27 protein-coding genes are annotated in these 21,179 nt (G+C 71.8%); 8 read left to right on the forward strand and 19 right to left on the reverse strand.

Features of this window, described 5'->3' with window-relative positions; translation table 11 throughout:
* Window positions 1-89: 89 nt before the first annotated feature.
* Complete coding sequence (mshD, locus tag D9753_RS19005) at window positions 90-1,016, reverse strand: mycothiol synthase (RefSeq protein WP_121788081.1); 927 nt, start codon at window positions 1,014-1,016, stop codon at window positions 90-92.
* Window positions 1,017-1,146: 130 nt separating this feature from the next.
* Here mshD and D9753_RS19010 point away from each other — a divergent pair, with 130 nt between their 5' ends.
* On the forward strand, window positions 1,147-2,931 hold the full coding sequence (locus D9753_RS19010) for a bifunctional metallophosphatase/5'-nucleotidase (RefSeq protein ID WP_121788082.1): 1,785 nt from the start codon (window positions 1,147-1,149) through the stop codon (window positions 2,929-2,931).
* Window positions 2,932-3,018: 87 nt separating this feature from the next.
* Here the strand turns inward: D9753_RS19010 and D9753_RS19015 are convergent, their stop codons facing one another.
* From D9753_RS19015 to D9753_RS19045, 7 genes are all read right to left on the reverse strand, one after another.
* Complete coding sequence (locus D9753_RS19015; RefSeq protein ID WP_121788083.1) at window positions 3,019-5,097, reverse strand: pectinesterase family protein; 2,079 nt, start codon at window positions 5,095-5,097, stop codon at window positions 3,019-3,021.
* A 124-nt stretch (window positions 5,098-5,221) separates the two neighbouring features.
* Window positions 5,222-6,673, reverse strand: a complete 1,452-nt coding sequence (locus tag D9753_RS19020; protein WP_121788084.1) for a HAMP domain-containing sensor histidine kinase — start codon at window positions 6,671-6,673, stop codon at window positions 5,222-5,224.
* Window positions 6,670-7,404, reverse strand: coding sequence for a response regulator transcription factor (locus tag D9753_RS19025; protein ID WP_121788085.1), 735 nt, complete (start codon window positions 7,402-7,404; stop codon window positions 6,670-6,672). The genes D9753_RS19020 and D9753_RS19025 overlap by 4 nt, the downstream gene beginning before the upstream one ends.
* 90 nt (window positions 7,405-7,494) lie before the next feature.
* Entirely contained in the window at window positions 7,495-7,731 is a 237-nt protein-coding gene (locus D9753_RS19030) for a hypothetical protein (RefSeq protein ID WP_121788086.1), read from the reverse strand.
* 58 nt (window positions 7,732-7,789) lie between these two features.
* Entirely contained in the window at window positions 7,790-8,839 is a 1,050-nt protein-coding gene (locus D9753_RS19035) for a S1C family serine protease (RefSeq protein WP_121788087.1), read from the reverse strand.
* A 133-nt stretch (window positions 8,840-8,972) separates the two neighbouring features.
* Window positions 8,973-9,998, reverse strand: coding sequence for a LacI family DNA-binding transcriptional regulator (locus tag D9753_RS19040; protein WP_121788088.1), 1,026 nt, complete (start codon window positions 9,996-9,998; stop codon window positions 8,973-8,975).
* A 96-nt stretch (window positions 9,999-10,094) separates the two neighbouring features.
* On the reverse strand, window positions 10,095-10,910 hold the full coding sequence (locus tag D9753_RS19045; protein WP_121788089.1) for a response regulator transcription factor: 816 nt from the start codon (window positions 10,908-10,910) through the stop codon (window positions 10,095-10,097).
* 181 nt (window positions 10,911-11,091) lie between these two features.
* Between D9753_RS19045 and D9753_RS19050 the strand changes: the two genes are divergently transcribed.
* From D9753_RS19050 to D9753_RS19060, 3 genes are read left to right on the forward strand one after another with little or no spacing between them, the layout of a single operon-like run.
* Window positions 11,092-11,943 carry an alpha/beta hydrolase family protein gene (locus D9753_RS19050; RefSeq protein WP_121788090.1) on the forward strand — a complete coding sequence of 284 codons (852 nt, stop codon included), beginning with the start codon at window positions 11,092-11,094 and terminating at the stop codon, window positions 11,941-11,943.
* A 56-nt stretch (window positions 11,944-11,999) separates the two neighbouring features.
* Window positions 12,000-12,254, forward strand: a complete 255-nt coding sequence (locus tag D9753_RS19055) for a MoaD/ThiS family protein (protein WP_121788091.1) — start codon at window positions 12,000-12,002, stop codon at window positions 12,252-12,254.
* Window positions 12,255-12,256: 2 nt separating this feature from the next.
* The gene (locus tag D9753_RS19060; RefSeq protein ID WP_121788092.1) at window positions 12,257-13,525 is read left to right on the forward strand and encodes a hypothetical protein; all 1,269 of its coding nucleotides are present in this window, start codon (window positions 12,257-12,259) and stop codon (window positions 13,523-13,525) included.
* A 97-nt stretch (window positions 13,526-13,622) separates the two neighbouring features.
* On the opposite strand, the gene D9753_RS19065 is transcribed toward D9753_RS19060, so the two are convergent.
* From D9753_RS19065 to D9753_RS19075, 3 genes are read right to left on the reverse strand one after another with little or no spacing between them, the layout of a single operon-like run.
* On the reverse strand, window positions 13,623-14,039 hold the full coding sequence (locus tag D9753_RS19065; RefSeq protein ID WP_121788093.1) for an arsenate reductase ArsC: 417 nt from the start codon (window positions 14,037-14,039) through the stop codon (window positions 13,623-13,625).
* Window positions 14,032-15,147: an ACR3 family arsenite efflux transporter gene (gene arsB / locus D9753_RS19070; protein ID WP_121788094.1), complete on the reverse strand. Its 1,116-nt coding sequence runs from the start codon at window positions 15,145-15,147 to the stop codon at window positions 14,032-14,034. The genes D9753_RS19065 and arsB overlap by 8 nt, the downstream gene beginning before the upstream one ends.
* Window positions 15,144-15,536 (reverse strand): ArsR/SmtB family transcription factor, encoded by a 393-nt coding sequence (locus D9753_RS19075; RefSeq protein ID WP_121788095.1) that lies wholly within the window; start codon window positions 15,534-15,536, stop codon window positions 15,144-15,146. Before D9753_RS19075 ends, arsB begins: the two co-directional genes overlap by 4 nt.
* 80 nt (window positions 15,537-15,616) lie before the next feature.
* Here D9753_RS19075 and D9753_RS19080 point away from each other — a divergent pair, with 80 nt between their 5' ends.
* On the forward strand, window positions 15,617-16,036 hold the full coding sequence (locus D9753_RS19080; protein ID WP_121788096.1) for an ArsI/CadI family heavy metal resistance metalloenzyme: 420 nt from the start codon (window positions 15,617-15,619) through the stop codon (window positions 16,034-16,036).
* Here the strand turns inward: D9753_RS19080 and D9753_RS39045 are convergent.
* From D9753_RS39045 to D9753_RS19090, 4 genes are read right to left on the reverse strand one after another with little or no spacing between them, the layout of a single operon-like run.
* A complete protein-coding gene (locus tag D9753_RS39045) occupies window positions 15,961-16,275 on the reverse strand; it encodes a DUF6879 family protein (RefSeq protein WP_394346723.1) in 315 nt (104 codons plus the stop codon). The genes D9753_RS19080 and D9753_RS39045 overlap by 76 nt on opposite strands.
* Window positions 16,188-16,502 carry a DUF6879 family protein gene (locus D9753_RS39360; RefSeq protein WP_394346724.1) on the reverse strand — a complete coding sequence of 105 codons (315 nt, stop codon included), beginning with the start codon at window positions 16,500-16,502 and terminating at the stop codon, window positions 16,188-16,190. The genes D9753_RS39045 and D9753_RS39360 overlap by 88 nt, the downstream gene beginning before the upstream one ends.
* Window positions 16,405-16,605, reverse strand: coding sequence for a DUF397 domain-containing protein (locus D9753_RS19085; protein ID WP_394346810.1), 201 nt, complete (start codon window positions 16,603-16,605; stop codon window positions 16,405-16,407). The genes D9753_RS39360 and D9753_RS19085 overlap by 98 nt, the downstream gene beginning before the upstream one ends.
* Window positions 16,596-17,438, reverse strand: a complete 843-nt coding sequence (locus tag D9753_RS19090) for a helix-turn-helix domain-containing protein (RefSeq protein ID WP_121788098.1) — start codon at window positions 17,436-17,438, stop codon at window positions 16,596-16,598. Before D9753_RS19090 ends, D9753_RS19085 begins: the two co-directional genes overlap by 10 nt.
* A 166-nt stretch (window positions 17,439-17,604) precedes the next feature.
* Here D9753_RS19090 and D9753_RS19095 point away from each other — a divergent pair, with 166 nt between their 5' ends.
* Window positions 17,605-18,006, forward strand: a complete 402-nt coding sequence (locus tag D9753_RS19095; RefSeq protein ID WP_121788099.1) for a hypothetical protein — start codon at window positions 17,605-17,607, stop codon at window positions 18,004-18,006.
* The gene (locus D9753_RS19100) at window positions 18,003-18,299 is read left to right on the forward strand and encodes a hypothetical protein (protein ID WP_205614198.1); all 297 of its coding nucleotides are present in this window, start codon (window positions 18,003-18,005) and stop codon (window positions 18,297-18,299) included. The genes D9753_RS19095 and D9753_RS19100 overlap by 4 nt, the downstream gene beginning before the upstream one ends.
* 97 nt (window positions 18,300-18,396) lie before the next feature.
* Here the strand turns inward: D9753_RS19100 and D9753_RS19105 are convergent, their stop codons facing one another.
* The 4 genes from D9753_RS19105 to D9753_RS19120 all read right to left on the reverse strand — a co-directional run bounded on the left by D9753_RS19105 (window position 18,397) and on the right by D9753_RS19120 (window position 20,734).
* A complete protein-coding gene (locus D9753_RS19105; RefSeq protein WP_121788100.1) occupies window positions 18,397-18,684 on the reverse strand; it encodes a DUF1416 domain-containing protein in 288 nt (95 codons plus the stop codon).
* Window positions 18,685-18,729: 45 nt separating this feature from the next.
* Window positions 18,730-19,575 carry a sulfurtransferase gene (locus D9753_RS19110; RefSeq protein ID WP_121788101.1) on the reverse strand — a complete coding sequence of 282 codons (846 nt, stop codon included), beginning with the start codon at window positions 19,573-19,575 and terminating at the stop codon, window positions 18,730-18,732.
* Window positions 19,576-19,700: 125 nt separating this feature from the next.
* A complete protein-coding gene (locus tag D9753_RS39365) occupies window positions 19,701-19,781 on the reverse strand; it encodes an Ms5788A family Cys-rich leader peptide (RefSeq protein WP_351055874.1) in 81 nt (26 codons plus the stop codon).
* Between the two features lie 215 nt (window positions 19,782-19,996).
* Entirely contained in the window at window positions 19,997-20,734 is a 738-nt protein-coding gene (locus D9753_RS19120; protein WP_121788102.1) for an LmeA family phospholipid-binding protein, read from the reverse strand.
* Window positions 20,735-20,864: 130 nt separating this feature from the next.
* Here D9753_RS19120 and D9753_RS19125 point away from each other — a divergent pair, with 130 nt between their 5' ends.
* Window positions 20,865-21,128 (forward strand): DUF3099 domain-containing protein, encoded by a 264-nt coding sequence (locus tag D9753_RS19125; RefSeq protein ID WP_121788103.1) that lies wholly within the window; start codon window positions 20,865-20,867, stop codon window positions 21,126-21,128.
* Window positions 21,129-21,179 lie beyond the last annotated feature (51 nt).

Genomic DNA, 21,179 nt, shown 5'->3' on the forward strand with positions numbered 1-21,179 from the left:
CAAGGGGGCGTGAAAGTCAACCTTGATCCACCGGACCCCGGCCGCGGGTGCCGCCGGGGTCCCTCACGCGCGCGGGCGCCCGGCGGGGCTCACGTCTCCGTGCGGTACATCAGGTCCGTCTCGTGGACCCGGAAGCCCAGGCGCTCGTAGACCGACACCGCCGCCTTGTTGTCGGCGTCGACGTAGAGCATCGCGGCCGGTAGCTGCTGGGCGGCCAGGTGGCGCAGGCCGATGGTGGTGAGGGCCTTGCCGAGGCCGCCGCCCTGTGCGCCGGGGCGCACACCGACGACGTACACCTCGCCCAGCCCCTCCTCGGCGTGCGTCTTGGTCCAGTGGAAGCCGACCAGCTCCCCGTCCCGCTCGGCGAGGAAGAACCCGGCCGGGTCGAACCAGGGCTCGGCCTTGCGGGCGTCCAGGTCCCGCTGGGTCAGCGAGCCCTGTTCCGGGTGGTGGGCGAAGGCGGCGGCGTTCACCGCGAGCCAGGCCGCGTCGTCCTTGCCGGGCGCGAAGGCGCGCACGGTCACACCCTCGGGCAGCGTCGGGGCGGGCAGCTCCAGATCGGTCAACGACCTTCGCATCTGGCGCAGTTCGCGGAACAGGGTCAGTCCGAGGACCTGGGCGAGGTGCCGGGCGGCCGGATGCCCGCCGTGCGCCCACACGCGCAGCCGCTTGCCGGAGGCGGCGAGCAGGGCCGAGCCCAGCGCCCGGCCGTGCCCGTGCCCGCGGTGCGCCGGGTGCACGACGAGTTCGGCGGCCGGCGCCTCCACCGGGTCGGTGTCCTCAAGCTGGGCGTAGCCGGCGGGTTCCCCCTCGACGGTCAGCAGCAGGTGGGAGACGCCCGGACGGGTGCCTCCGCGGAGCTGGAGGCGGCCCTGCTCGGACACCGGCTGCTGGCCGTCCACCCGGGCCGCCTCGCCGAGCAGGCGCAGCACGGCCTCGGCCCGGTCCGGGGTGAGCGCGGAGTAGGTGTCGATGGAGCGGGCGGGAAAGGCCCGTACGGTGTCGTCGCTGCTCATGCGTATGAGGGTACGGGGCGGGCGGCGGGAAGTGCCGAAACCAGGATGTGACCCCGAACCCCCTGTCGCGCTACGCGCGTTGACCCTAGGCTGCGCCGAGCCAGCACAGCCGACCCACAGGGGGGTCCCCATGCCAGCCGCGCCCCGGCGCACCGGCCGTCGTACGTACGGTCTTCTCGCCACCGCCGCAGGCCTCGCCACGATGGCCGCGCTCACCGCCGCGCTGCCGGCGGACGCGCACGAGAGCGGGAGCCGTCACGGCCGCTACCAGGACGTGCAGCTACTCTCCTTCAACGACCTGCACGGCAACCTGGAGCCGCCGGCCGGTTCCTCCGGCCGGGTCAGCGAACTCCAGCCGGACGGTACGACGAGGACGGTCGACGCGGGCGGTGTCGAGTACCTCGCCACCCACCTCCGCCGGGCCCGCACGGGCCACCCGTACTCGATCACGGCGGCCGGCGGCGACATGGTCGGCGCCTCCCCGCTGCTGTCGGGCCTGTTCCACGACGAGCCGACCGTCGAGGCGCTGGACAAGCTGGACCTGGACGTCACCTCGGTCGGCAACCACGAGTTCGACGAGGGCGCCCGGGAGCTGGCCCGGCTCCAGAACGGTGGCTGCCACCCGACGGACGGCTGCTACACCGGCAAGAGGTTCCGCGGCGCGGACTTCCCCTACCTGGCCGCGAACGTCCTGGACGACAGGACCGGCAAGCCGATCCTGAAGCCGTACTGGATCTGGAAGAAGAAGGACGTCCGCATCGGCTTCATCGGCGTCACCCTGGAGGGCACCCCGGGCATCGTCTCCGCGGACGGCGTCAAGGGACTGACCTTCAAGGACGAGGTCGAGACGATCAACAAGTACGCCAAGGTGCTCCAGCGGCAGGGCGTGCAGTCGATCGTGGCCCTCGTCCACGAGGGCGGCTACCCGGCCTCCGGCAGCTACAACTACGACTGCGACTCCGCGGGCGCCGGCGCGGGCCTGTCCGGCCCGATCGTGGACATCGCCAAGAACGTCACCCCGGCGGTGGACGCCCTGGTCACCGGCCACACCCACCAGGCGTACGTCTGCACGGTCCCCGACCCGTCCGGCCGGCCCCGCATGGTGACCTCCGCGGCCTCCTTCGGCCGGCTCTACACGGACACCACGCTGACGTACGACCGCCGCACCGGCGACATCGCGCGTACGGCGGTGAGGTCCGCGAACCACGTGGTCACCCGGGACGTCCCCAGGGCACCGGACATGACCGACCTGATCTCCCGCTGGAACACCCTGGCGGCCCCCATCGGCAACCGCCCCATCGGCTACGTCTCCGCCGACGTCGACAGCACCGGCACCGAGTCCCCGATGGGCGACCTGATCGCCGACGCGCAGCTCGCCCACGGCCGCGCACTGGACCAGAGGACCAGCCTGGCCCTGATGAACCCGGGCGGGGTGCGGGCCGGTCTGACCTACGCGGCCAAGGGCGCCGAGGGCGACGGGGTGGTCACCTACGCCGAGGGCTTCACGGTCCAGCCGTTCGCGAACACCGTCAACCTCCAGGACTTCACCGGCGCCCAGCTCATCCAGGTGCTGAAGGAGCAGGTGAGCGGGGCCAACGAGGCGGCGCCGAAGATCCTCCAGCCGTCGGCGGGGCTGACGTACACGCTGGACCTGACGAAGTCGGGCGCGGACCGCGTGGTGACGGACTCGATCCGGCTGAACGGCGCGCCGATCGACCCATCGGCCACCTACCGCGTCGCCACGAACAGCTTCCTCGCGGGCGGCGGCGACGGCTTCCCGGCCCTGGGCCAGGGCACGGGCGACCTGGTCGGCGGCGACGACCTGACCGCCCTGGCGGACTACCTGACGGCGCACTCCTCGGCCGCCGGTCCGATCGCCCCGCCGAAGGCCGACCGGATCACCGTCGTGCGGTGAGAACTGGATGAGACCCCGGTGAGACCCCCAGGTGGCTCCGCACCCGCGACGGCGGGTGCGGAGCCACCGGTGTTCCACGGCCGGGGTTCAGGACGCGGTGGGTGTCCAGTCGCCGAGCCAGTCGGCGACCTCCTGCCGGGCGGCCTGGGCGTCGGTCAGCAGGGGGCGGTCGGTGCTCGCCGCGCCCGCGCCGGGACCGGTGTTCTTGTACTCGGCGAAGCGGTCGTCCTTCCAGGAGAAGCCGCTCATGTCGGTCCACGGTGCGGTCCGGACGGCGGCGCTCAGAGTGGTGTTGCGGACGGTGGTCTGCGGGTCGAGGGTGGCGTCGCCGCCGGCGTGCCAGGGCCGCCCCAGGTAGAAGGAGCGGTCGGAGACGTCGCCGGTCACGGCCGAGTTGGCGATCAGGATGCCCTTGCGGCCGGCCGCGGTGCTGGGCGCGGTGACATAGCCGGCGGAGGAGCCGTCCCACCGCTTCTTCAGGGTGATGACCGACCGGTCGAGGACGGCGGTGGCCCGCCCGAAGACGAAGTCCACGTTGCCGGTGACGTAGGAGTCGGTCAGGTAGACCCGGCCGAGCCTCTCCTTGGCGGCGGTGTCGAGGAGCAGCGTGTCCTGGTCGCCACTGACGATGATCCCGTCGAGGAACACCTTGTCGGCGGCGGTGCGCAGGGCGACCGCCTGCTGGGCGATGTCCTGGTGGGCGCGCTCGTCGAAGTCGTTGGTGATGCTGAGGTTGCGGGCCTGGAAGTCGTCGGCCTCGACGGCGACGGTGGCGCTGCCGCCGGTGCCGTAGGTGCCCGACCCGTCGGGTTTCCTCGTCCCGGAGGCGTTGCCGTAGACGATGACGGTGTCCTTGCGGCTGGCGCCGGTGCCCCGGAGGGTGACGTGGGGCTTGTTCGCCGGGATCCGGACGGTCTCCCGGTAGGTGCCCGGCTTGACTGCGATGACGACCCGGGAGGGGTTGTTCGCGGGTACCGCGTTCACGGCGGCCTGCACGGTCGTGTACTGGCCCGAGCCGTCCTTGGCGACGGTGAGGGTGGCGGCGGTTCCGGCCGTGGTGGCGGCCGTCGTACCGAGCGAACCGCGCGGGCCGGCCCCGGACTTCACGACGGACGGCACGTCGGCGGCCTTGTCGAGGGTGTAGTGGTAGTAGCTCCTCGGGTCCCAGGCGGCGCCCGTGCCCCCGCTCTCGTTGCGGCCGGTGGTGCCGGTGGTGCCGGTGAAGATGTTGCCGCGCTGGACGAGGGTGGCGGTGGCGTCCCGGATCACCGGGTTGGTCAGGCCCTGGAAGTAGCTGTTCTCCAGCAGCATGCCGGTCCTGCCGCGCGCGTAGTTGCCGTACGAGGACGTGATCGCCGTGCCCGGGTCGTCCTCCAGGTAGTTGTTGTACAGGTGCGCGTGGGCGACGTTGTCCGTGGACGGGTTGCGCTGCTCGGTCTCGCGGATCCAGTTGTGGTGGATCGTGATGTCGGCGGTGGTGTTCTCGGTCCAGCCGATGCCGAACGCCTTGTTCTCCTGGCCGAGCCGGTTGAAGGACACGGTCAAATACGTGGTGTCCTTGCGGCTGTCGATGAGTCCGTCGGCCATGTGCCGGATGTCGTTGTGGTCGATCCAGACGTGGTGGGCGCCGTCCATCTGGATGCCGTCGAAGTCGTGCTCCTTGTCGTTCCAGACGCCCTGGTACGCGTCCCGGATGGTGAGGTTCCGGATGATCACGTTGTGGACGCCCTGGCCGAGGAAGAAGCCGCCGCCGACTAGCTGTCCCGAGGTGCCGGAACCGATGATCGTCTTGTCGGACGCAACCTTGATCTCCTTGCCGACCGGGTTCATGGTGATCGCGGCGGCGACGACGATGACGTACGGCTTGTCGGCCGTGGCGTACTTCTCCAGGTCGGCGAGTGTCTTCACGGTGACGATCGAGCCGCCCCGGCCGCCGTACGTGCCGTTCTGCCCGAGGGCGTTCACCGAGGCGAAGCCGTCCGCGGTGGCGGTGGCCCAGGCCGGCGCGGACGCGGGGGCGGCGGAGGCCCGGTTCTGGGCACCGGGTCCGAGGAAGCCGTAGCCGAGGGCGCCGGCGGCGGCCAGCGCGAGCGGCAGCCCGAACGCGAGCGCCGTACGGCTTCTGCGGTGCCGGGCGCGAGGGGGGTGGGGGACGCGGGGACTCATGGGCGGCTCCAGTCGGTGATCCGGGCGGGTGCTGCTGTGGAGTCGCCGCGGGACGGGAGAAGGTTGCCGCTGGGAGTGGAGGTACGGCGGCGCCGGTGCACGCCGCCGGAGCCGGGGCGCGCGGTCAGCCGGCCGGTGTCTCCGGCGGCGGGATCGGCGCCCCGGGCAGCCGTACGGTCGCCACCGTGCCGCCGCCCTCCGCGCGGGTCAGGGTGACCTCGCCGCCCGCCTGCCGGACCGTACGGGCGACGATCGACAGGCCGAGGCCCGAGCCGGGCAGGGCGCGGGCGCTGGGGGAGCGCCAGAACCGGTCGAAGACGTACGGCAGTTCGTCCTCGGGGATGCCGGGACCGTGGTCGCGGACCGTCAGCACGCCCTTGCTCAGCCGCACGTCGACCGTGCCGCCCCCGGGGCTGAACTTCACCGCGTTGTCGAGGACGTTGACGATCGCCCGCTCCAGCGCGGAGGGTTCCGCGCGGACGAACCAGGGCTCCAGGTCGGCGGTGATCGTCAGTTCCGGGCCGCGCAGCCGCGCCCGGCGCAGGGCCGCCTCGACCGCGTCCTGGAACCCGGTGACCTGGACCCGCTCGCCGCGCTGGTTCTCCGTGCGGGACAGCTCCTGGAGGTCGCCGATGAGGGCGGCCAGCTCGGTCATCTGCGCCTTCACCGAGGCGAGCAGCGCCTTGCGGTCCGCCGGCGGGATCGGCCGGCCGGTCTCCTCGCTGCGGCTGAGGAGTTCGATGTTCGTCCGCAACGACGTCAGCGGCGTGCGCAGTTCGTGGCCGGCGTCCGCGATGAGCTGCTGCTGGAGGTCGCGGGAGCTGGCGAGGGAGGCGGTCATCGAGTTGAACGACCGGGAGAGCCGGGCCACCTCGTCCTCGCTGTCGTCCTGGACGGGGATGCGGATCGTCAGATCCTCGGTACGGGCCACGTGTTCCACGGCCTCGGTGAGCTTGTCGACCGGACGCAGCCCGGCCCGGGCGACCGCGAGGCCGGCGGCTCCGGCGCCGACGACACCGATCGCGGACACCAGCAGCAGGACCAGGGCCAGGTCGTTGAGGGTCTTCTCGGTGCTCTTGAGCGGCAGGGCGACGAGCACGCCGATGTTGGGTCCGGGCGTGCCGCTCGCGGTGGAGGTGGGGCCGAACGGCTGGGTGAGCACGCGCAGCTCGTTGCCTTCGCTGTCGGTGCCGTTGCGGAAGTAGATGACGCGGGGCTTCAGGTCCTTGATCTCGGACCTGTCGCCCTGGGTGACCCGGATCCGGCCCGAGGCGCCGCCGAACAGGCAGACCCGGCCGTCCTCGGTGACCACCTGGGAGTACCGGTCCCGGAACAGGCCGTTGCTCGGCGGGGTGTCGGTGCAGTGGTCGAGGGTGTCCTGGAGCTGGTCCGTCTGCGTCGTGGCCCGCAGCGACTTCTTCAGGTCCTCGTCGAGCTGGTCGTACAGCTTGCCCTGCACGATGAACCAGCACGTCACCGAGACCGCCGCCACCGCGAACGCGACCGCCGCCGCGACCAGCACCGCCAGCCGGGCGCGGATCGGCAGGGCCCGGTACCGGCGCACAAGCTGGTTCACTCGGCGCCGCCCTGGCGCAGGACGTAACCCACCCCGCGCACGGTGTGCACGAGGCGCGGCTCGCCGCCCGCCTCGGTCTTGCGGCGCAGGTACATGACGTAGACGTCGAGGGAGTTGGACGACGGCTCGAAGTCGAAGCCCCAGACGGCCTTCAGGATCTGCTCGCGGGTGAGGACCTGGCGCGGATGGGCCATGAACATCTCCAGGAGCGTGAACTCGGTGCGGGTCAGTTCCACCTGCCGGCTGCCGCGCGTCACCTCCCGGGTCGTCAGGTCCATGCGCAGATCGGCGAAGGTGAGGGCGTCGTCCTGCTGCGCCTCGGCGGACACGGTGACCGCGTAGGAGCTGCGGCGCAGCAGCGCGCGGATGCGGGCGAAGAGTTCGTCCAGCTCGAAGGGCTTGACCAGGTAGTCGTCGGCGCCGGCGTCGAGGCCGGTGACCCGGTCGCCGACCGTGTCGCGGGCCGTGAGCATCAGGATCGGGGTGGTGTCACCGGCGCCGCGGATGCGGCGGGCCGCGGTCAGGCCGTCCATGCGCGGCATCTGGATGTCGAGGACGACCAGGTCCGGCCGGTAGGCGGTGGCCTTGTCCAGGGCGTCCGCGCCGTCGACGGCGACCTCGGTGTCGTACCCCTCGAAGGCGAGGCTGCGCTGGAGTGCCTCGCGTACGGCCGGTTCGTCGTCGACGATCAGGATGCGCTGGGAGTCACGGTCGCCTTCGGCGGGGCTCATCGCTCGCGGTTCCTCGGGGTGTGGTGGGTGGGCCGGTCGGGGGCGTCCAGCCTCGCACGGCCCCGGGCCGGACGGCGGGCAGGCCGGGCCTCAGACGCCGAGCGCGCTCAGGTTGCGCATCGTGTTGAGCCGGTTCAGCGGCACCTTGCGCCGGTGCGGCCGGGCGGCGGAGGTGCGCAGGCCCATCAACTGGGGGACCGGGGTGGGGACGACCTCGGGGGCGCGGTCGGCCCCGGTGGACGCGTGCAGCTCGTGCGCGACCGACAGGGCGACGGTCAGGTCGGCCGGGCCGCGGCCCGCTTCCTGGTGCGAAACCTGCTGGATCATGACGTGCTCCCTGCTGGCTGGACGGACGCCGGCCGGACGGGTGCCGGCCGGGCGGGCGTCAGTTCTGTGCACCCGACCGCAGCTTGGCCAGGTCGGACTTGACGGTGTTCACGGGGATGGCGAAGCCGAGGCCGACGCTGCCCGCGTCCGAGGACGAGGACGACTGGGCGCTCGACGCGTACATCGCGGAGTTGATGCCGATGATGTGACCGCTCGCGTCGATCAGCGCACCGCCGGAGTTGCCGGGGTTCAGGGACGCGTCGGTCTGGATGGCCTTGTACGTGGTGGTGGACGAGCCGGTGTCGCCGTTGAACTCGCGGCCGCCGAACTGGAACGGCCACTGCCCGTCGCCGCCCTGCCCCTGGCCCTGGCTCTGGCTCTCCTCGGTGGGCACGGTGACGTCCCGGTTCAGGGCGGAGACGATGCCGCTGGTGACGGTGCCGGTCAGGCCCTCGGGGGAGCCGATCGCGACGACAGTGTCACCGACCTGGACGTTGCCGGAGTCGCCGAGCGCGGCCGTCCGCAGGCCCGAGGCGCCCTGGAGTTTGATCAGGGCGAGGTCCTTGGAGCTGTCGGTGCCGACGACCCGGGCGGTGTATCCGCTGCCGTCGCTGGTGCGCACCTTGATCGAGGTGGCGCCGGAGATGACGTGGTTGTTGGTGACGATCTCGCCGCCGGAGGTGATGACCACACCGGAGCCGGTGGAGGTGCCGTTGCTCAGCGTCGCGTTGATCTCGACCACGCTGGGGCTGACCGCGGCGGCGATCGTGGCGACGTCGCCCTTCTTGGCGGCGGGCACCACGGTGGTGCTGCTGCCGGCGCCGGCGCCGGCGACGGTGTCAGTGCCGGCCAGCTCCTGGAAGCCGTACGCGGTGCCGCCGCCGACGGCCGCCGCGACGATCGCGACCGCCGCGAGCAGGGCCATCGGCCGGCGGGCGGCGCGCTTGCTCGGCGCCGGCTCCGGGGCGGCGGTCGCCGTCGCCGGCTCGTACGGCGGCGGGGGCGGCCACTCGGGGTTCACGGGAGCGGAGTAGCTGTGCTGCTGGGGGTACGTGCCCTGGGGGTCGTCGTACCCGTACTCGCCGCTGTGGCGGAGGCTCTCGGTCATGACAAGAAGAGTCCCCCGCGACCATGAGAGCTTCCTGAGTGCTCCCTGAGAAGCCCGGCAGAACCTTCTTCGCCCGGTATGAGAGCCCGCCGGCCCGTCCTGACACCGCGGTCCGGCGGCGGGGCGCGGCCGGTCAGCTCAGGCAGCCGCAGGAGGTCCGCACCACGAGCCGGGACGGGAACGTCTTCAGCCGCTCGCGCCGGGACCCGGCGACGCGCAGCCCGTCGTCCAGCACCAGGTCGACCGCCGCCCGGGCCATCGCCGAGCGGTCGGAGGCGACCGTGGTCAGCGGCGGGTCGGCGAGCGCGGCCTCCTTGATGTCGTCGAAACCGGCCACCGCGAGCTGCCCGGGCACGTCGATGCGCAGCTCGCGTGCGGCCCGCAGCAGGCCGATCGCCTGGTCGTCGGTGGAGCAGAACACCGCGGGCGGCCGGTGCGGGCCGGCGAGCAGTTCCAGGGCGACGCGGTAGGCGTCGTACCGGTTGTACGGCGCCTCGAACAGCCGGCCCTCGGTGGGCAGGCCCGCCTCGGCCATGGCCCGCCGCCAGCCCTCGACGTGGTCGGAGACGGGGTCGCCGACGGCCGGCGTCTGCGCCGTACCGCCCATGCAGGCGACGTACTCGTAGCCGTGTTCCAGCAGGTGGCGCACGGCGAGCTGGGCGCCGCCGAGGTCGTCCGTCACCACGGCGACGTCGTCGATGGCCTCCGGGCGTTCGTGCAGCAGCACCACCCGGGCGTCCCAGGCGTCGATCTCGGCGGCGGCGCTGTCGTTCAGCGCGTGGGAGACGAGGATGAGCCCGGAGACGCGCATGCCGAGGAAGGCGCGCAGGTAGTGGACCTCGCGTTCGCCGATGTAGTCGGTGTTGCCGACGAGGACCATTTTCCCGCGCTCGGAGGCGGCCTGCTCGACCGCGTGCGCCATCTCGCCGAAGAAGGGCTGGCGGGCGTCCGGGATGATCAGACCTATGAGGTCCGTACGGCGGGACGCCATCGCCTGGGCGACCCGGTCGGGCCGGTACCCCAGCTCCTTGATCGCGGCGAGGACACGCTCGCGCGTGGCCGGGGCGACCGGCCGGGGTCCGTTGTTGTTGACATAACTGACGACGGCGGTGGAGGTCCCCGCCAGCCGTGCCACGTCATCCCGAGTCACCTTGGGCACGCGCGGAGTCTACGCGGATTGACCCGCCCTGGGCAGGGCGTATCACATCCCGGCCGGACGGGCCGGGCACCGTGCCCGGACCCGTGCCCGCGCGGGCTACGCCTCGGCGTGGACCTCGACGCCGTCCAGGACGGCGGTCGGGGCGTCCTCCGTCGTGGCCCGGCCCGTCCTGGCCCGTGCCTCGCCGGCGGACCGGTCGGGCTGGTCGGACTTGTCGGTGGACCGGTCGGACCGCTCGGGCTTATCGGGTGTGACGAAGCGGTAGCCGACGTTGCGTACGGTCCCGATCAGCGACTCGTGCTCCGGGCCGAGCTTGGCCCGCAGCCGCCGTACGTGCACGTCGACCGTCCGGGTGCCGCCGAAGTAGTCGTAGCCCCACACCTCCTGGAGGAGCTGGGCGCGGGTGAAGACCCGGCCCGGGTGCTGGGCGAGGTACTTGAGCAGCTCGAACTCCTTGAAGGTCAGGTCGAGGACCCGGCCCTTGAGTTTCGCGGAGTAGGTGGCCTCGTCCACCGAGAGGTCACCGTTGCGGATCTCCATCGGGGAGTCGTCGTTCACGATCTGCTGGCGGCCCATGGCCAGCCGCAGCCGGGCCTCGACCTCCGCGGGGCCGGCGGTGTCGAGGAGGACGTCGTCGATGCCCCAGTCGGCGGTGACGGCGGCGAGGCCGCCCTCGGTGACCACGAGGATCAGCGGACAGCCGGGTCCGGTGGAGCGCAGTAGCTGGCACAGGCTGCGCACCTGGGGGAGGTCGCGGCGGCCGTCGACCAGGATCACGTCGGCGCCCGGGGTGTCGACCAGGGCGGGCCCCTCCGCCGGGGCGACCCGCACGTTGTGCAGGAGCAGTCCGAGGGCGGGAAGCACCTCCGTCGACGGCTGGAGGGCGTTGGTCAGGAGCAGCAGAGAACTCATACGTCTGGTTCCTCCTCGGTCCCTGCGAGGACGTGTGCGGTGCGGCACTGCTCTGCGATCCCGAAGGCCCCGTACACCCGCGGTCACCTGAGGTTTCCCGCTTCGTATACAACGCTTCCGAAAGCACGAAAGGACCCGGGGGCTACGCTGCCCGAGTCCTCTGCCCAGCAGAATAGCCCACATGAGCAACCGTCCGGCAGGTCATGTGGCAGGTTCCACCATTCGTCCGAATCCCGAGACAGGCAGACGGGGCCCTATCCGGACGTTTCTGCGCACGGCCGACGGGATCGCGGTCGAGGTTGTATACGATCCCGGCGCCGCCGCCCCCTCCGCGGTTCCGGACGCCTCCGGTGCACCCGCCCGTGACCTGGTGTTCGTGATCGCCCACGGGTTCACCGGTGACGTGGACCGGCCGCACGTCCGCCGGGTGGCACGTGTCCTGCGCGCTCACGGCGCGGTCGTCACGTTCTCCTTCCGCGGCCACGGACGCTCCGGCGGCCGGTCCACCGTCGGAGACAAAGAGGTACTGGACCTGGCCGCGGCCGTGGAGTGGGCCCGCGGCCTCGGGCACGCGCGCGTGGTGACCGTCGGCTTCTCCATGGGCGGCTCGGTCGTCCTGCGGCACGCGGCGCTGCGTCCGGGGGCGGTCGCCGCGGTGGTCGCGGTGAGTTCACCGGCCCGCTGGTACTACCGGGGCACGGCCCCCATGCGCCGCCTGCACTGGCTGGTCACCCGCCCCGCGGGCCGCCTGGTCGGCCGCTACGGTCTGCGCACGCGCATCCACCACCGGGACTGGAACCCCGTCCCGCTCTCCCCGGTGCAGGCGGTCCCGCGGATCGCCCCCACCCCGCTGCTGCTCGTGCACGGCGACCGGGACGGTTACTTTCCCCTCGACCACCCCCGGATGCTCGCCGGGGCCGCCGGTGACCACGGGGAACTCTGGATCGAGGCGGGCATGGGCCACGCGGAGAACGCGGCGGACGACGCCCTGCTGGCCCGGATCGGGGACTGGGCGGTGTCGGCGGCGGGCTAGCCTGACCCCACACTGTCTTTGTCCATGTCTTTTCCTGCCGTCGAGTGAGGATCGAGATGCCCAAGGTCACGGTGCGGTACTGGGCCGCCGCCAAGGCCGCGGCCCAGGTCGCCGAGGAGCCGTACGAGGCGGACACACTGGCCGACGCACTGGCCGCCGTGCGCGCACGCCACCCCGGTGAGCTGACCCGCGTGCTGAAGCGGTGCTCCTACCTCGTCGACGGCGACCCGGCCGGAACCCGCGCGCATGAGACGGTACGGCTGGCCGAGGGCGGCACGGTCGAAGTGCTCCCGCCGTTCGCAGGAGGGTGAGCATGACCGACCAGCCGTACCAGGGCGACCCCTACGAGGGCTACGACCAGCACCAGCAGCAGTGGCCCGGGCACGAGTCGCGGCACGGGCAGCAGTCCGGGCACGATCCGGAACTCACCCAGCAGTGGCAGGGCCAGACCTGGGAGACGCAGACGCACGCGCCGGTGCCGGACCCGGCGTATCCGCCGCGGCAGGAGCGGCAGCCGTACCCCCAGCCGGCGTACCAGCAGCCGTACCAGCAGCCGTACGGGCAGGGGCAGCAGTACCAGCAGGAGCAGTACCCGCCGTACGAGGGCTCGTACGGCGGTTCCCACGGCGACGGCTCGTACGGCGGCGGTGCGTACGGGGAGGCCTACGCCCCCGCGCAGCAGCCCGCCCCGGCGCCGGCGCAGGTCCCGGCACCCGCGCCCGCTGCCGCGCCCGCTGCCGCGCCCGCTTCTGCTGCCGCACCCGTGCCGGCGGCCAAGGAGGGGCCGGAGTACGGCCCCGCCACCCTCGCCGGCAACGCGCGGATCACCGACGCCCAGCGGGCCCGCCTGGAGGGCCGCTCACCGGTCATAGAACCCGGCATGCAGCCGGCGGCGCTCACCGCCGTGCTGGGCCTGCTGCTGGCCGCGACGGCGCCGGTCGGCTCGTACGCGCTCGTCGTGCCGCTCGTGGTGCTCCAGGCGGTGACGGCGGCGGGCTGGTTCCGGCTGAACGGCATGTGGCCGGCCCGGCAGGGCATCGCGCTGGCCTTCGCGGGCGCGCTGACCGCCGACGTGGCCGTCCTGGCGGCCGGCCGTGACCACGCCCTGGTGGCCATCCTCGGCTCGCTCGGCCTGTGGGTCCTGCTGTCCCTCGTCCTCCAACTGCGCTCGCACGCCTCGGCGGATGAGCGGATGTACGGCCTGATGGCGACGGTCGCCTCGGCGGCGCTCGCCGTGCTGGCGACCGGGTTCCTGGCCGCCGGCACGCACGCGGTGTCGGTGGGCGCGGCGGCGGTCGCCGTGGCCGTCCTGGCCCGCGCCCTGCCGCTGCCGACCCCGGCGTCGGTCGTGGTGTCCGTGCTGGCCGCGGCGGGCGCGGGGATCGCCGTCGGCACGATGACCGGCTTCGGCGCGAAGGGGGCGCTGCTGGGCGGGGCCGCCGGGGTGTGCGCGCTGATCGGCCACCGGGTCGCGAGCTACGACTACCCGTCCCGCTTCGTCCACTTCACGGCGGGCGTGGCCCTGCCCCTGTCGGCGGCGGCACCGGTGGTGTGGGTGATGGGACGGGCACTGGGCCACTAGGACCTGCCCGGCCGGCCTGCGCGACCGAGAACGCCCACGGCAAGGTCCTCATCGGCTTCGACGCGATCGCAACATCGAGGTGCGCGCTGGGGTCCGGTCAGGCGGGGGTCGGCAGGAGTGTGGTGAGCAGGGTGCGGATGCGTCGTTCGATCTCGTCGCGGATCGGGCGGACGGCGTCGACGTCCTGGCCGGCGGGGTCGGCGAGCTGCCAGTCGAGGTACTTCTTGCCGGGGAGGACGGGGCAGGTGTCGCCGCAGCCCATCGTGATCACGACGTCGGACGCGCGTACGGCCTCGACGGTCAGCACCTTCGGCGTCTCGGCCGACATGTCGACGCCGACCTCCGCCATCGCCTGTACGGCGGCCGGGTTCACGGCATCGGCCGGCGCGGACCCGGCGGACCGGACCTCGACCCGGCCCCCGGAGAGGTGGGTGAGGAAGGCGGCGGCGGCCATCTGGGAGCGCCCGGCGTTGTGGACGCACACGAACAGCACGGACGGCTTGGACTCAGACACGGGCGGAACCTTCCGGAGCGGCGACCGTCTCGGCCGGCGGGGCGGGCTGGGGGAAGAAGCGGCGGGCGGCGAGGGCGACGTACACCAGGCCGATCAGGACGGGTACCTCGATGAGGGGCCCGACGACTCCGGCGAGAGCCTGCCCGGAGGTGGCGCCGAACGTGGCGATGGCGACCGCGATGGCCAGTTCGAAGTTGTTGCCCGCGGCGGTGAACGCCAGCGTCGTCGCCTTCGGATGGCCGAGTCCCACCGCGCGGCCGGCGGCCATGGACCCGGCCCACATCAGCGCGAAGTACACCAGCAGCGGCAACGCGATCCGGGCGACGTCCAGCGGGCGGGAGGTGATGGCGTCGCCCTGGAGGGCGAAGAGCACGACGATGGTGAACAGCAGCCCGTAGAGGGCGAACGGGCCGATCCGGGGGATCAGTTGCGTCTCGTACCAGGTACGGCCCTTGGCCTTCTCACCGATGCGGCGGGTGAGGAACCCGCCCAGCAGCGGGATGCCGAGGAAGATGAGCACGGAGCGGGTGATCTCCCACACCGACACGTTCAGCGTGGTCTGCTCCAGTCCGAGCCGGCCGGGCAGCACGCTGAGGTAGAACCAGCCCAGCGCGGAGAACGCGATCACCTGGAACACGGAGTTCAGCGCCACCAGGACGGCGGCGGCCTCGCGGTCGCCGCAGGCGAGGTCGTTCCAGATGATGACCATGGCGATGCAGCGGGCGAGGCCGACGATGATCAGCCCGGTGCGGTACTCGGGCAGGTCCGGCAGGAAGAGCCAGGCGAGCGCGAACATCAGCGCCGGGCCGACGATCCAGTTCAGCACCAGCGACGGGATCAGCAGGCGTCGGTCGCGGGTGACGGTGTCGAGGCGGTCGTAGCGGACCTTCGCCAGCACCGGGTACATCATCACCAGCAACCCGAGCGCGATCGGCAGCGAGACCCCGGTGACGGTCACCCTCGCGAGTGCGTCACCCAGGCCCGGGACGAGGCGGCCCAGGCCGAGGCCGGCGGCCATCGCGGCCAGGATCCACACGGCGAGGAACCGGTCCAGGAAGGACAGCCGTCCGGCGACCGGCCGCGCCGACGCGGTGGTGCCGGTGCTCACGAGGCGGCCCCGGCGGACTCGGGCAGGAGTGCTCCGGGGCGGGTGAGGATCGCGGCCAGTTGGTCGGTCGTCTCGGGCAGCAGCCGGTAGTACACCCACGTCCCGCGCCGCTCGGAGTCGATCAGTCCGGCCTGTTTCAGCAGCTTCAGGTGGTGGGAGATCGTCGGCTGCGACAGGTCGAAGGCCGGGGTGAGGTCGCAGACGCAGACCTCGCCGCCCGCACGGGAGGCGATCAGCGACAGCAGTCGCAGCCGTACCGGGTCGCCCAGCGCCTTGAACACCTTCGCCAGCGTCTCGGCCCGGTCCTCGTCCAGCGGAGCGGTCAGCAGACCGGGGCAGCATCCGTCGGCGCCGTCCCGGCCGAGCACCTCAAGCTGTTGTTTCGACATGCTTCTATGTTGACGTTTTTCGATCCAAGGCGCAAGCTTGAATCGACAGACATCAATCCAACCTGATCGGGGGGACCGTCATGTCCCGTGTCCAGCTCGCGCTCAACGTCGCCGACCTCGAAGCGTCCGTCGCCTTCTACTCCAAGCTGTTCGGCGCAGAGCCCGCCAAGCGGCGCCCCGGCTACGCGAACTTCGCGATCACCACCCCGCCGCTCAAGCTCGTCCTCATCGAGGGCGAGCCCGGCCAGGAGACCCGCCTCGACCACCTCGGCGTCGAGGTCGACACCACCGACGAGGTCACCGCCGCCACCACCCGCCTCAAGGACGCCGGGCTCGCGACCTTCGAGGAGAACGACACGTCCTGCTGCTACGCCCTCCAGGACAAGGTGTGGGTCCACGGCCCCGGCAAGGAGCCGTGGGAGGTCTACGTCGTCAAGGCCGACGCCGACCGGATGGGCGCGGGCCCCGTCCCGGGTGGGGCCACCGGGTGCGGGTGCTGACCGGCCGCCCGGCGGTGTCGGCTGACCTGCCAGGAGTACGGCGAGTCGGGGCCGCGTCGAAAGCCGTCTCGCAGAGCTTGGCGACTTCGGCACGGTCGTCCAGCTCCGGCCCGGCCGAAGGTGCAGGCGTGTTCGTAACGGCTGCACGGGCTCACCGGCTCCGACACGATGTGGGCCCGGCGGAACACCACCCCTCGGGCCGTCGCGTCACGGCCCAGGTGTGGAAGTCGTTCCACCACGTGGCCGGGTCAGGATCGGGCCGCCAGCCGGAACACCACCGTCCGACCTCGGCGGCCTCCTCGCCGATTCCGTAAGGGTCTCGCATCTCCAGGTGCACGGCGGAGTGGTGCGTGTTCGCGAGTGAACCGTCAGCCGAGCGGGCGTTCGCGTTTGATCCCGGACACGAAGGCCGCCCAGGTGCCGGCCTGGAAGACGAGGGCTCCGCGGGTGGGCGCCTTGCTGTCACGGACGGGGACGACGGAGGGGAGGTTGTCGGAGACTTCGACGCACTCGCCGCCGTCGGAGTTGCTGTAGCTGCTTTTGCGCCATGTCACGTTGCTCATGTCGATGGCTCGCACCGCATTTCCTCCAACATCCGCAGGATGAACGTCCGCGACTCGGCCGGGGGCAGGGCCACGTCGCGCACCGCATCATAAGTGCGCTGGAAACGCTCAACCATGGCTGGTTCCTCGATCAGTTCGCCGTGGACGTCGTTCTCGGCGTACGCCACTGTCCGGCTGTCCAGCAGGCGGAGGAACATCATGGCGGTGCTCGCCAAACCATGCGGACCGGCATCGAGCGGCAGCACCTGGAGCGTGACGTTCGGGCGCTCCGACACTGCGGCCAGGTATTCCAGTTGCTTCCGCCACTCCCGCTTGTCACGCAACCGAGTCCGCAACACCGCCTCGGAGAGGATGCTGCGGAACGTCGGTGCGTCGGCCCCCTTCAGCAACTCGCGTCGGCCGACTCGTGCTTCGACCTGCTGGTCCAGCTCCCGTCCCTCAAGGCCGCCCGCCGCGAGCGCCTCGCGTGCGTACGCTTCGGTCTGGAGGAGTCCAGGCGGCCTGCTCACGGCGTAGTGCCACAGGTTCATCGCCTCCGACTCCAGAACCATGTACCGCCGATACTGCTCCCTGAACTGCGTCGGATCGGCGACCGCCAGTTCCCACAGGGTCACCAGCAGGCCCGGCGTTCCGTAGTACTGGTCCAGTGCCTGTACGACCTCGGGCCCGCCCAGGGTCTGGCCGCTCTCCATCTTGCTGAACTGGGACGAGTCCCAGCCCACCTCCTTGGCGAGGTCCCGCAGGGACAGGCCGCGTTCGTTCCTGAGGCGCCGTAGCTCCTCGGTGAACCGCGCCCTCGGCTCCTGGCTCCGTCCCGTGATCACCAGCCGTTGTGGCATCGCGCTCCTGTTGAATTTGTTGAATTTGAGGGGCCCAGCGTTGAATTTGGGCCTCTCAGCAGCTCAAACGCGCTTTCCGTGGGCCATGCTCGTAGGCATTCCGAACACGCAGGGTAGTCCTACGTATGCGCTGTGTTCAGGCGTTCATGGAAAGGAGCAGGCCGCGATGACAACGACGTCGGAGCCCCACGAGCCGGGACGTCTCCTCTACGACCCGGCCACCGACCGGGTCGGCGAGTACCGCGACCGGGTGGGCCCGTACGCGATGCTGCGCCCCGTCGGCGGTGGGGTGGAGTGGGAGGCCGACCCGGCGACGCTGCGTCCGGCCACGGACCGGGAGCGGCTCGGCGCGAGCGTCCGGGCCGTCAACCGCCGTACCGGGTCGCTGCCTTCGCTGCCGCCGCCGCTGGACGACGTCAGCCGGCCGCCGCGCCCCGTCCCCGGCTGTGCCGCCTGCGCGGAGCTGGCGGAGCGGCGGGAGGACGCGCGGACGGCGTACGACCGCAGCGCCGAGACCGACGCCAACGTGCTGCTGCGTCAGCACCGGCGACAGGAGCACCGGGCATGACGGCCACCGGGGGACTGCCGTACGAGGAGTGCGTGCGGTGGGGGCGGCGCTCGCCGCGGGGCGCCGTGAGCCCGCGGCCGGCCTACGCCCTGCCGCCGTTCCGGCCGGGTGTGCGGGAGGTGCCGGTCGTCCCCGTGTTCCGGCCCGCGCCCCGGCCGTCCGCCGGCCGTCCCCCGCGCCGGGCCCGGCACCGGGTGGTCGACGGCGCGGCGGTGAGCGCCGTGCTCACCGCGCTCTGTGCCGCCGTGCTGCTCGTGACCGTGGTTCTCGCGACCGTCCGGACGCGCGGCTGACGGAAGGTCAGGCAACAGCCGAAGGGCCGCACCCCCCACTGGCGTCCAACCCAGGGGATGCGGCCCTCAGCCGTCGGTGGGTCCGCCCGCGGGCGGCTCAGACCGCGATGGCGACCTCGGCCAGGCCGCCCTGCTGGGCGACGACCGTGCGGTCGGCCGTGCCGCCCGGGATCAGCGCCCGCACGGTCCACGTGCCCTCGGCCGCGTAGAAGCGGAACTGGCCGGTCGCGGAGGTGGGCACCTCGGCGGTGAACTCGCCGGTCGAGTCGAGCAGTCGGACGTAACCGACCACGGGCTCGCCGTCGCGGGTCACCTGGCCCTGGATCGTGGTCTCACCGGGCTTGACGGTCGAGGCGTCCGGGCCGCCGGCCTTCGCTCCACACATGCTGTCTCTCCAGAGGGGTCTGACCGGGAAGGTCGGTCGGATGGGTTACTTGCCGGAGCCGAGTTCGATCGGCACGCCGACGAGGGAGCCGTACTCGGTCCAGGAGCCGTCGTAGTTCTTGACGTTCTCCACGCCGAGCAGCTCGTGCAGCACGAACCACGTCAGGGCCGAGCGCTCACCGATGCGGCAGTAGGCGATCGTGTCCTTGGCCAGGTCGACGTCCTCCGCGGCGTAGAGGGCCTTGAGGTCGTCGTCCGACTTGAACGTGCCGTCGTCGTTGGCGTTCTTCGACCACGGGATGTTCTTCGCGCTCGGCACGTGGCCCGGCCGCTGCGACTGCTCCTGCGGCAGGTGGGCCGGGGCGAGCAGCTTGCCGGAGAACTCGTCGGGCGAGCGGACGTCGACCAGGTTCTGCGCGCCGATCGCGGCGACGACGTCGTCCCGGAAGGCGCGGATCGCCTTGTTCTGCGGCTGGGCGGTGTAGTCGGTCTTCGGGCGCTCGGGGATCTCGTCACCGGCGACCAGTTCGCGGGCGTCCAGCTCCCACTTCTTGCGGCCGCCGTCGAGGAGCTTGACGTTCTCGTGGCCGTACAGCTTGAAGTACCAGTAGGCGTACGACGCGAACCAGTTGTTGTTGCCGCCGTAGAGGATCACCGTGTGGTCGTTGGCGATGCCCTTCTCCGACAGGAGCTTCTCGAAGCCCTCCTGGTCGACGAAGTCACGGCGGACCGGGTCCTGGAGGTCCTTGGTCCAGTCGATGCGGATCGCGTTCCGGATGTGGTTCTTCTCGTAGGCGGACGTGTCCTCGTCCACCTCGACGATCGCGATGGTCGGGTCGTCCAGGTGCTCCTGGAGCCAGTCGGCGTCGACCAGGACGTCGCTGCGGCTCATGCTCTTTCTCCTCCGGGGCAGTTACGGCGGGGCGTGCGAAGTAGCGAGGGGCGCGCGCTCGGTGCCCGAGCGGCGCGCGGATGCCCTGACGACAGGGCGGTGAGATGCGGGAGCCGGGCTTCCGCTCAGAAGGGGCGACAGAGCATGGCGGCAACGCGGCACAGGTCCACTGCCCGCCGCTTCGTGAGATCCGCCTGTCGCCTCATGCCGTCGATCGTAGGGACGTACGGGCGGGCGTGTCACCGGCGTGTCATATGGCGAGACGCGATCGTCCGAATGGCGGGATACGGGAAGCGCCCGGCGATCCTCCGTGGACCTCCGGGCGCTCGCGCGGGTCGCCGCGCCTACGGTACGAGCGTGACCGTCTCGCTAGTCGGACAATCGGTGTCCACCGGCGGTCCCGGCCCGCGGTGCCGGTCGTCTACCCCGCCAGCCTGACGTCCGAACCCTTCACGCTGATCTTCACGCCGTCGGACGCGGCCTGCACCTTGTCCAGCTTGATGCCGCCGGGCAGCCGGTCGATGGCCTGCTGGAAGTCGGTGATCTCACGGACACGGCTCTCGGCGACGGCGGCGGCGCCCAGCTTGGGCAGCGAGTCCGCGTGCACCTCGACCTTGTCGTTCACCACGGCCACCGAGCTGAGCACCGACACCGTCTGCGTCAGACCGAGGGACGAGACGGTTCCCTCCACCGCGACCTTGATCTTCCCGTTGCCGCCGTCGGAGAGCCCGACGATCCGGGCGGTGACCCCGGGGGCCACCTCGGTCGGTTCGGACTTGGCGGTCTTCAGCAGCTCGGCGTACGAGACCGTCGCGGTGCCGGTCGCGGTGTCCGCGGTGGCGGAGCTGTAGTCGCCGGAGAACCTCACGCCGTTCATGTGGGCCTTCAGGTCGTCCACCCGGATGGTCTGGCCGGCCTTGCCGGTCGCCGCCCGGTAGTCGTCGATGCCGACCTCGACGTCGTCGAGGGAGCCGCCCGCAAGCTGGGTGAGGAACGGGAAGCCCTTGATGTCCACGTCCGGGGTGGAGGCCAGGTTCTCCGACGCCTTCAGCTTGTCCGCCGCCTTGCCCTCCGCGAAGTGCACGGCGACCCGGTCCGCGATCACGAACAGCCCGCCCAGGATCACGACGAGGATCAGCAGTATTCGCAGGGCGCGCATGTGGTGGGTCCCCCGGGTCGGTGACGGTGGTCGGTATGCGTACGTCTACGCCACGGTAACCCCCCGGGTCCCGGGCGGACGGTCATTGTCGATCAGTTGTGACAGGGCCCGCCGGACCTACCCTGGAAGCATGTACGCCCGGCGGCGGCACCTCTACTTCGCCATGATGGGGATCTGCATCGTCCTCTTCGTCCTGGCGTGGGGGGTCGTGCGCATGTGGTCCGTGCCGGCGGCCGTCGGCATGTGCGTCGTGGCCATGGTCATCCCGCCCGTCGCGGCGATGGTCGCCAACCGCCGGGGTCCGGAGGACCGCTGGTGGGACGACCCCTCGGGGGACCCGGAGTCGGACGACTGGTGGGACGAGCTGGACGGCAGGAAACGCCCGCGCCGCTGAAGCCCCGGTGCGGCTGCCCGGACGACGGCGGCCGTCCCGTGGAGCGGCGGG

The sequence above is a fragment of the Streptomyces dangxiongensis genome (assembly GCF_003675325.1).
GTDB classification, from domain to species: Bacteria; Actinomycetota; Actinomycetes; order Streptomycetales; family Streptomycetaceae; genus Streptomyces; species Streptomyces dangxiongensis.

Bases quoted from the DNA above. Each gene is read 5' to 3' on its own strand.
- mshD (WP_121788081.1), bottom strand. From the start codon at position 1,016: ATGAGCAGCGACGACACCGTACGGGCCTTTCCCGCCCGCTCCATCGAC.
- D9753_RS19010 (WP_121788082.1), top strand. From the start codon at position 1,147: ATGCCAGCCGCGCCCCGGCGCACCGGCCGTCGTACGTACGGTCTTCTC.
- D9753_RS19015 (WP_121788083.1), bottom strand. From the start codon at position 5,097: ATGAGTCCCCGCGTCCCCCACCCCCCTCGCGCCCGGCACCGCAGAAGC.
- D9753_RS19025 (WP_121788085.1), bottom strand. From the start codon at position 7,404: ATGAGCCCCGCCGAAGGCGACCGTGACTCCCAGCGCATCCTGATCGTC.
- D9753_RS19030 (WP_121788086.1), bottom strand. From the start codon at position 7,731: ATGATCCAGCAGGTTTCGCACCAGGAAGCGGGCCGCGGCCCGGCCGAC.
- D9753_RS19035 (WP_121788087.1), bottom strand. From the start codon at position 8,839: ATGACCGAGAGCCTCCGCCACAGCGGCGAGTACGGGTACGACGACCCC.
- D9753_RS19045 (WP_121788089.1), bottom strand. From the start codon at position 10,910: ATGAGTTCTCTGCTGCTCCTGACCAACGCCCTCCAGCCGTCGACGGAG.
- D9753_RS19050 (WP_121788090.1), top strand. From the start codon at position 11,092: ATGAGCAACCGTCCGGCAGGTCATGTGGCAGGTTCCACCATTCGTCCG.
- D9753_RS19055 (WP_121788091.1), top strand. From the start codon at position 12,000: ATGCCCAAGGTCACGGTGCGGTACTGGGCCGCCGCCAAGGCCGCGGCC.
- D9753_RS19060 (WP_121788092.1), top strand. From the start codon at position 12,257: ATGACCGACCAGCCGTACCAGGGCGACCCCTACGAGGGCTACGACCAG.
- D9753_RS19075 (WP_121788095.1), bottom strand. From the start codon at position 15,536: ATGTCGAAACAACAGCTTGAGGTGCTCGGCCGGGACGGCGCCGACGGA.
- D9753_RS19080 (WP_121788096.1), top strand. From the start codon at position 15,617: ATGTCCCGTGTCCAGCTCGCGCTCAACGTCGCCGACCTCGAAGCGTCC.
- D9753_RS19090 (WP_121788098.1), bottom strand. From the start codon at position 17,438: ATGCCACAACGGCTGGTGATCACGGGACGGAGCCAGGAGCCGAGGGCG.
- D9753_RS19095 (WP_121788099.1), top strand. From the start codon at position 17,605: ATGACAACGACGTCGGAGCCCCACGAGCCGGGACGTCTCCTCTACGAC.
- D9753_RS19100 (WP_205614198.1), top strand. From the start codon at position 18,003: ATGACGGCCACCGGGGGACTGCCGTACGAGGAGTGCGTGCGGTGGGGG.
- D9753_RS19105 (WP_121788100.1), bottom strand. From the start codon at position 18,684: ATGTGTGGAGCGAAGGCCGGCGGCCCGGACGCCTCGACCGTCAAGCCC.
- D9753_RS19110 (WP_121788101.1), bottom strand. From the start codon at position 19,575: ATGAGCCGCAGCGACGTCCTGGTCGACGCCGACTGGCTCCAGGAGCAC.
- D9753_RS39365 (WP_351055874.1), bottom strand. From the start codon at position 19,781: ATGAGGCGACAGGCGGATCTCACGAAGCGGCGGGCAGTGGACCTGTGC.
- D9753_RS19120 (WP_121788102.1), bottom strand. From the start codon at position 20,734: ATGCGCGCCCTGCGAATACTGCTGATCCTCGTCGTGATCCTGGGCGGG.
- D9753_RS19125 (WP_121788103.1), top strand. From the start codon at position 20,865: ATGTACGCCCGGCGGCGGCACCTCTACTTCGCCATGATGGGGATCTGC.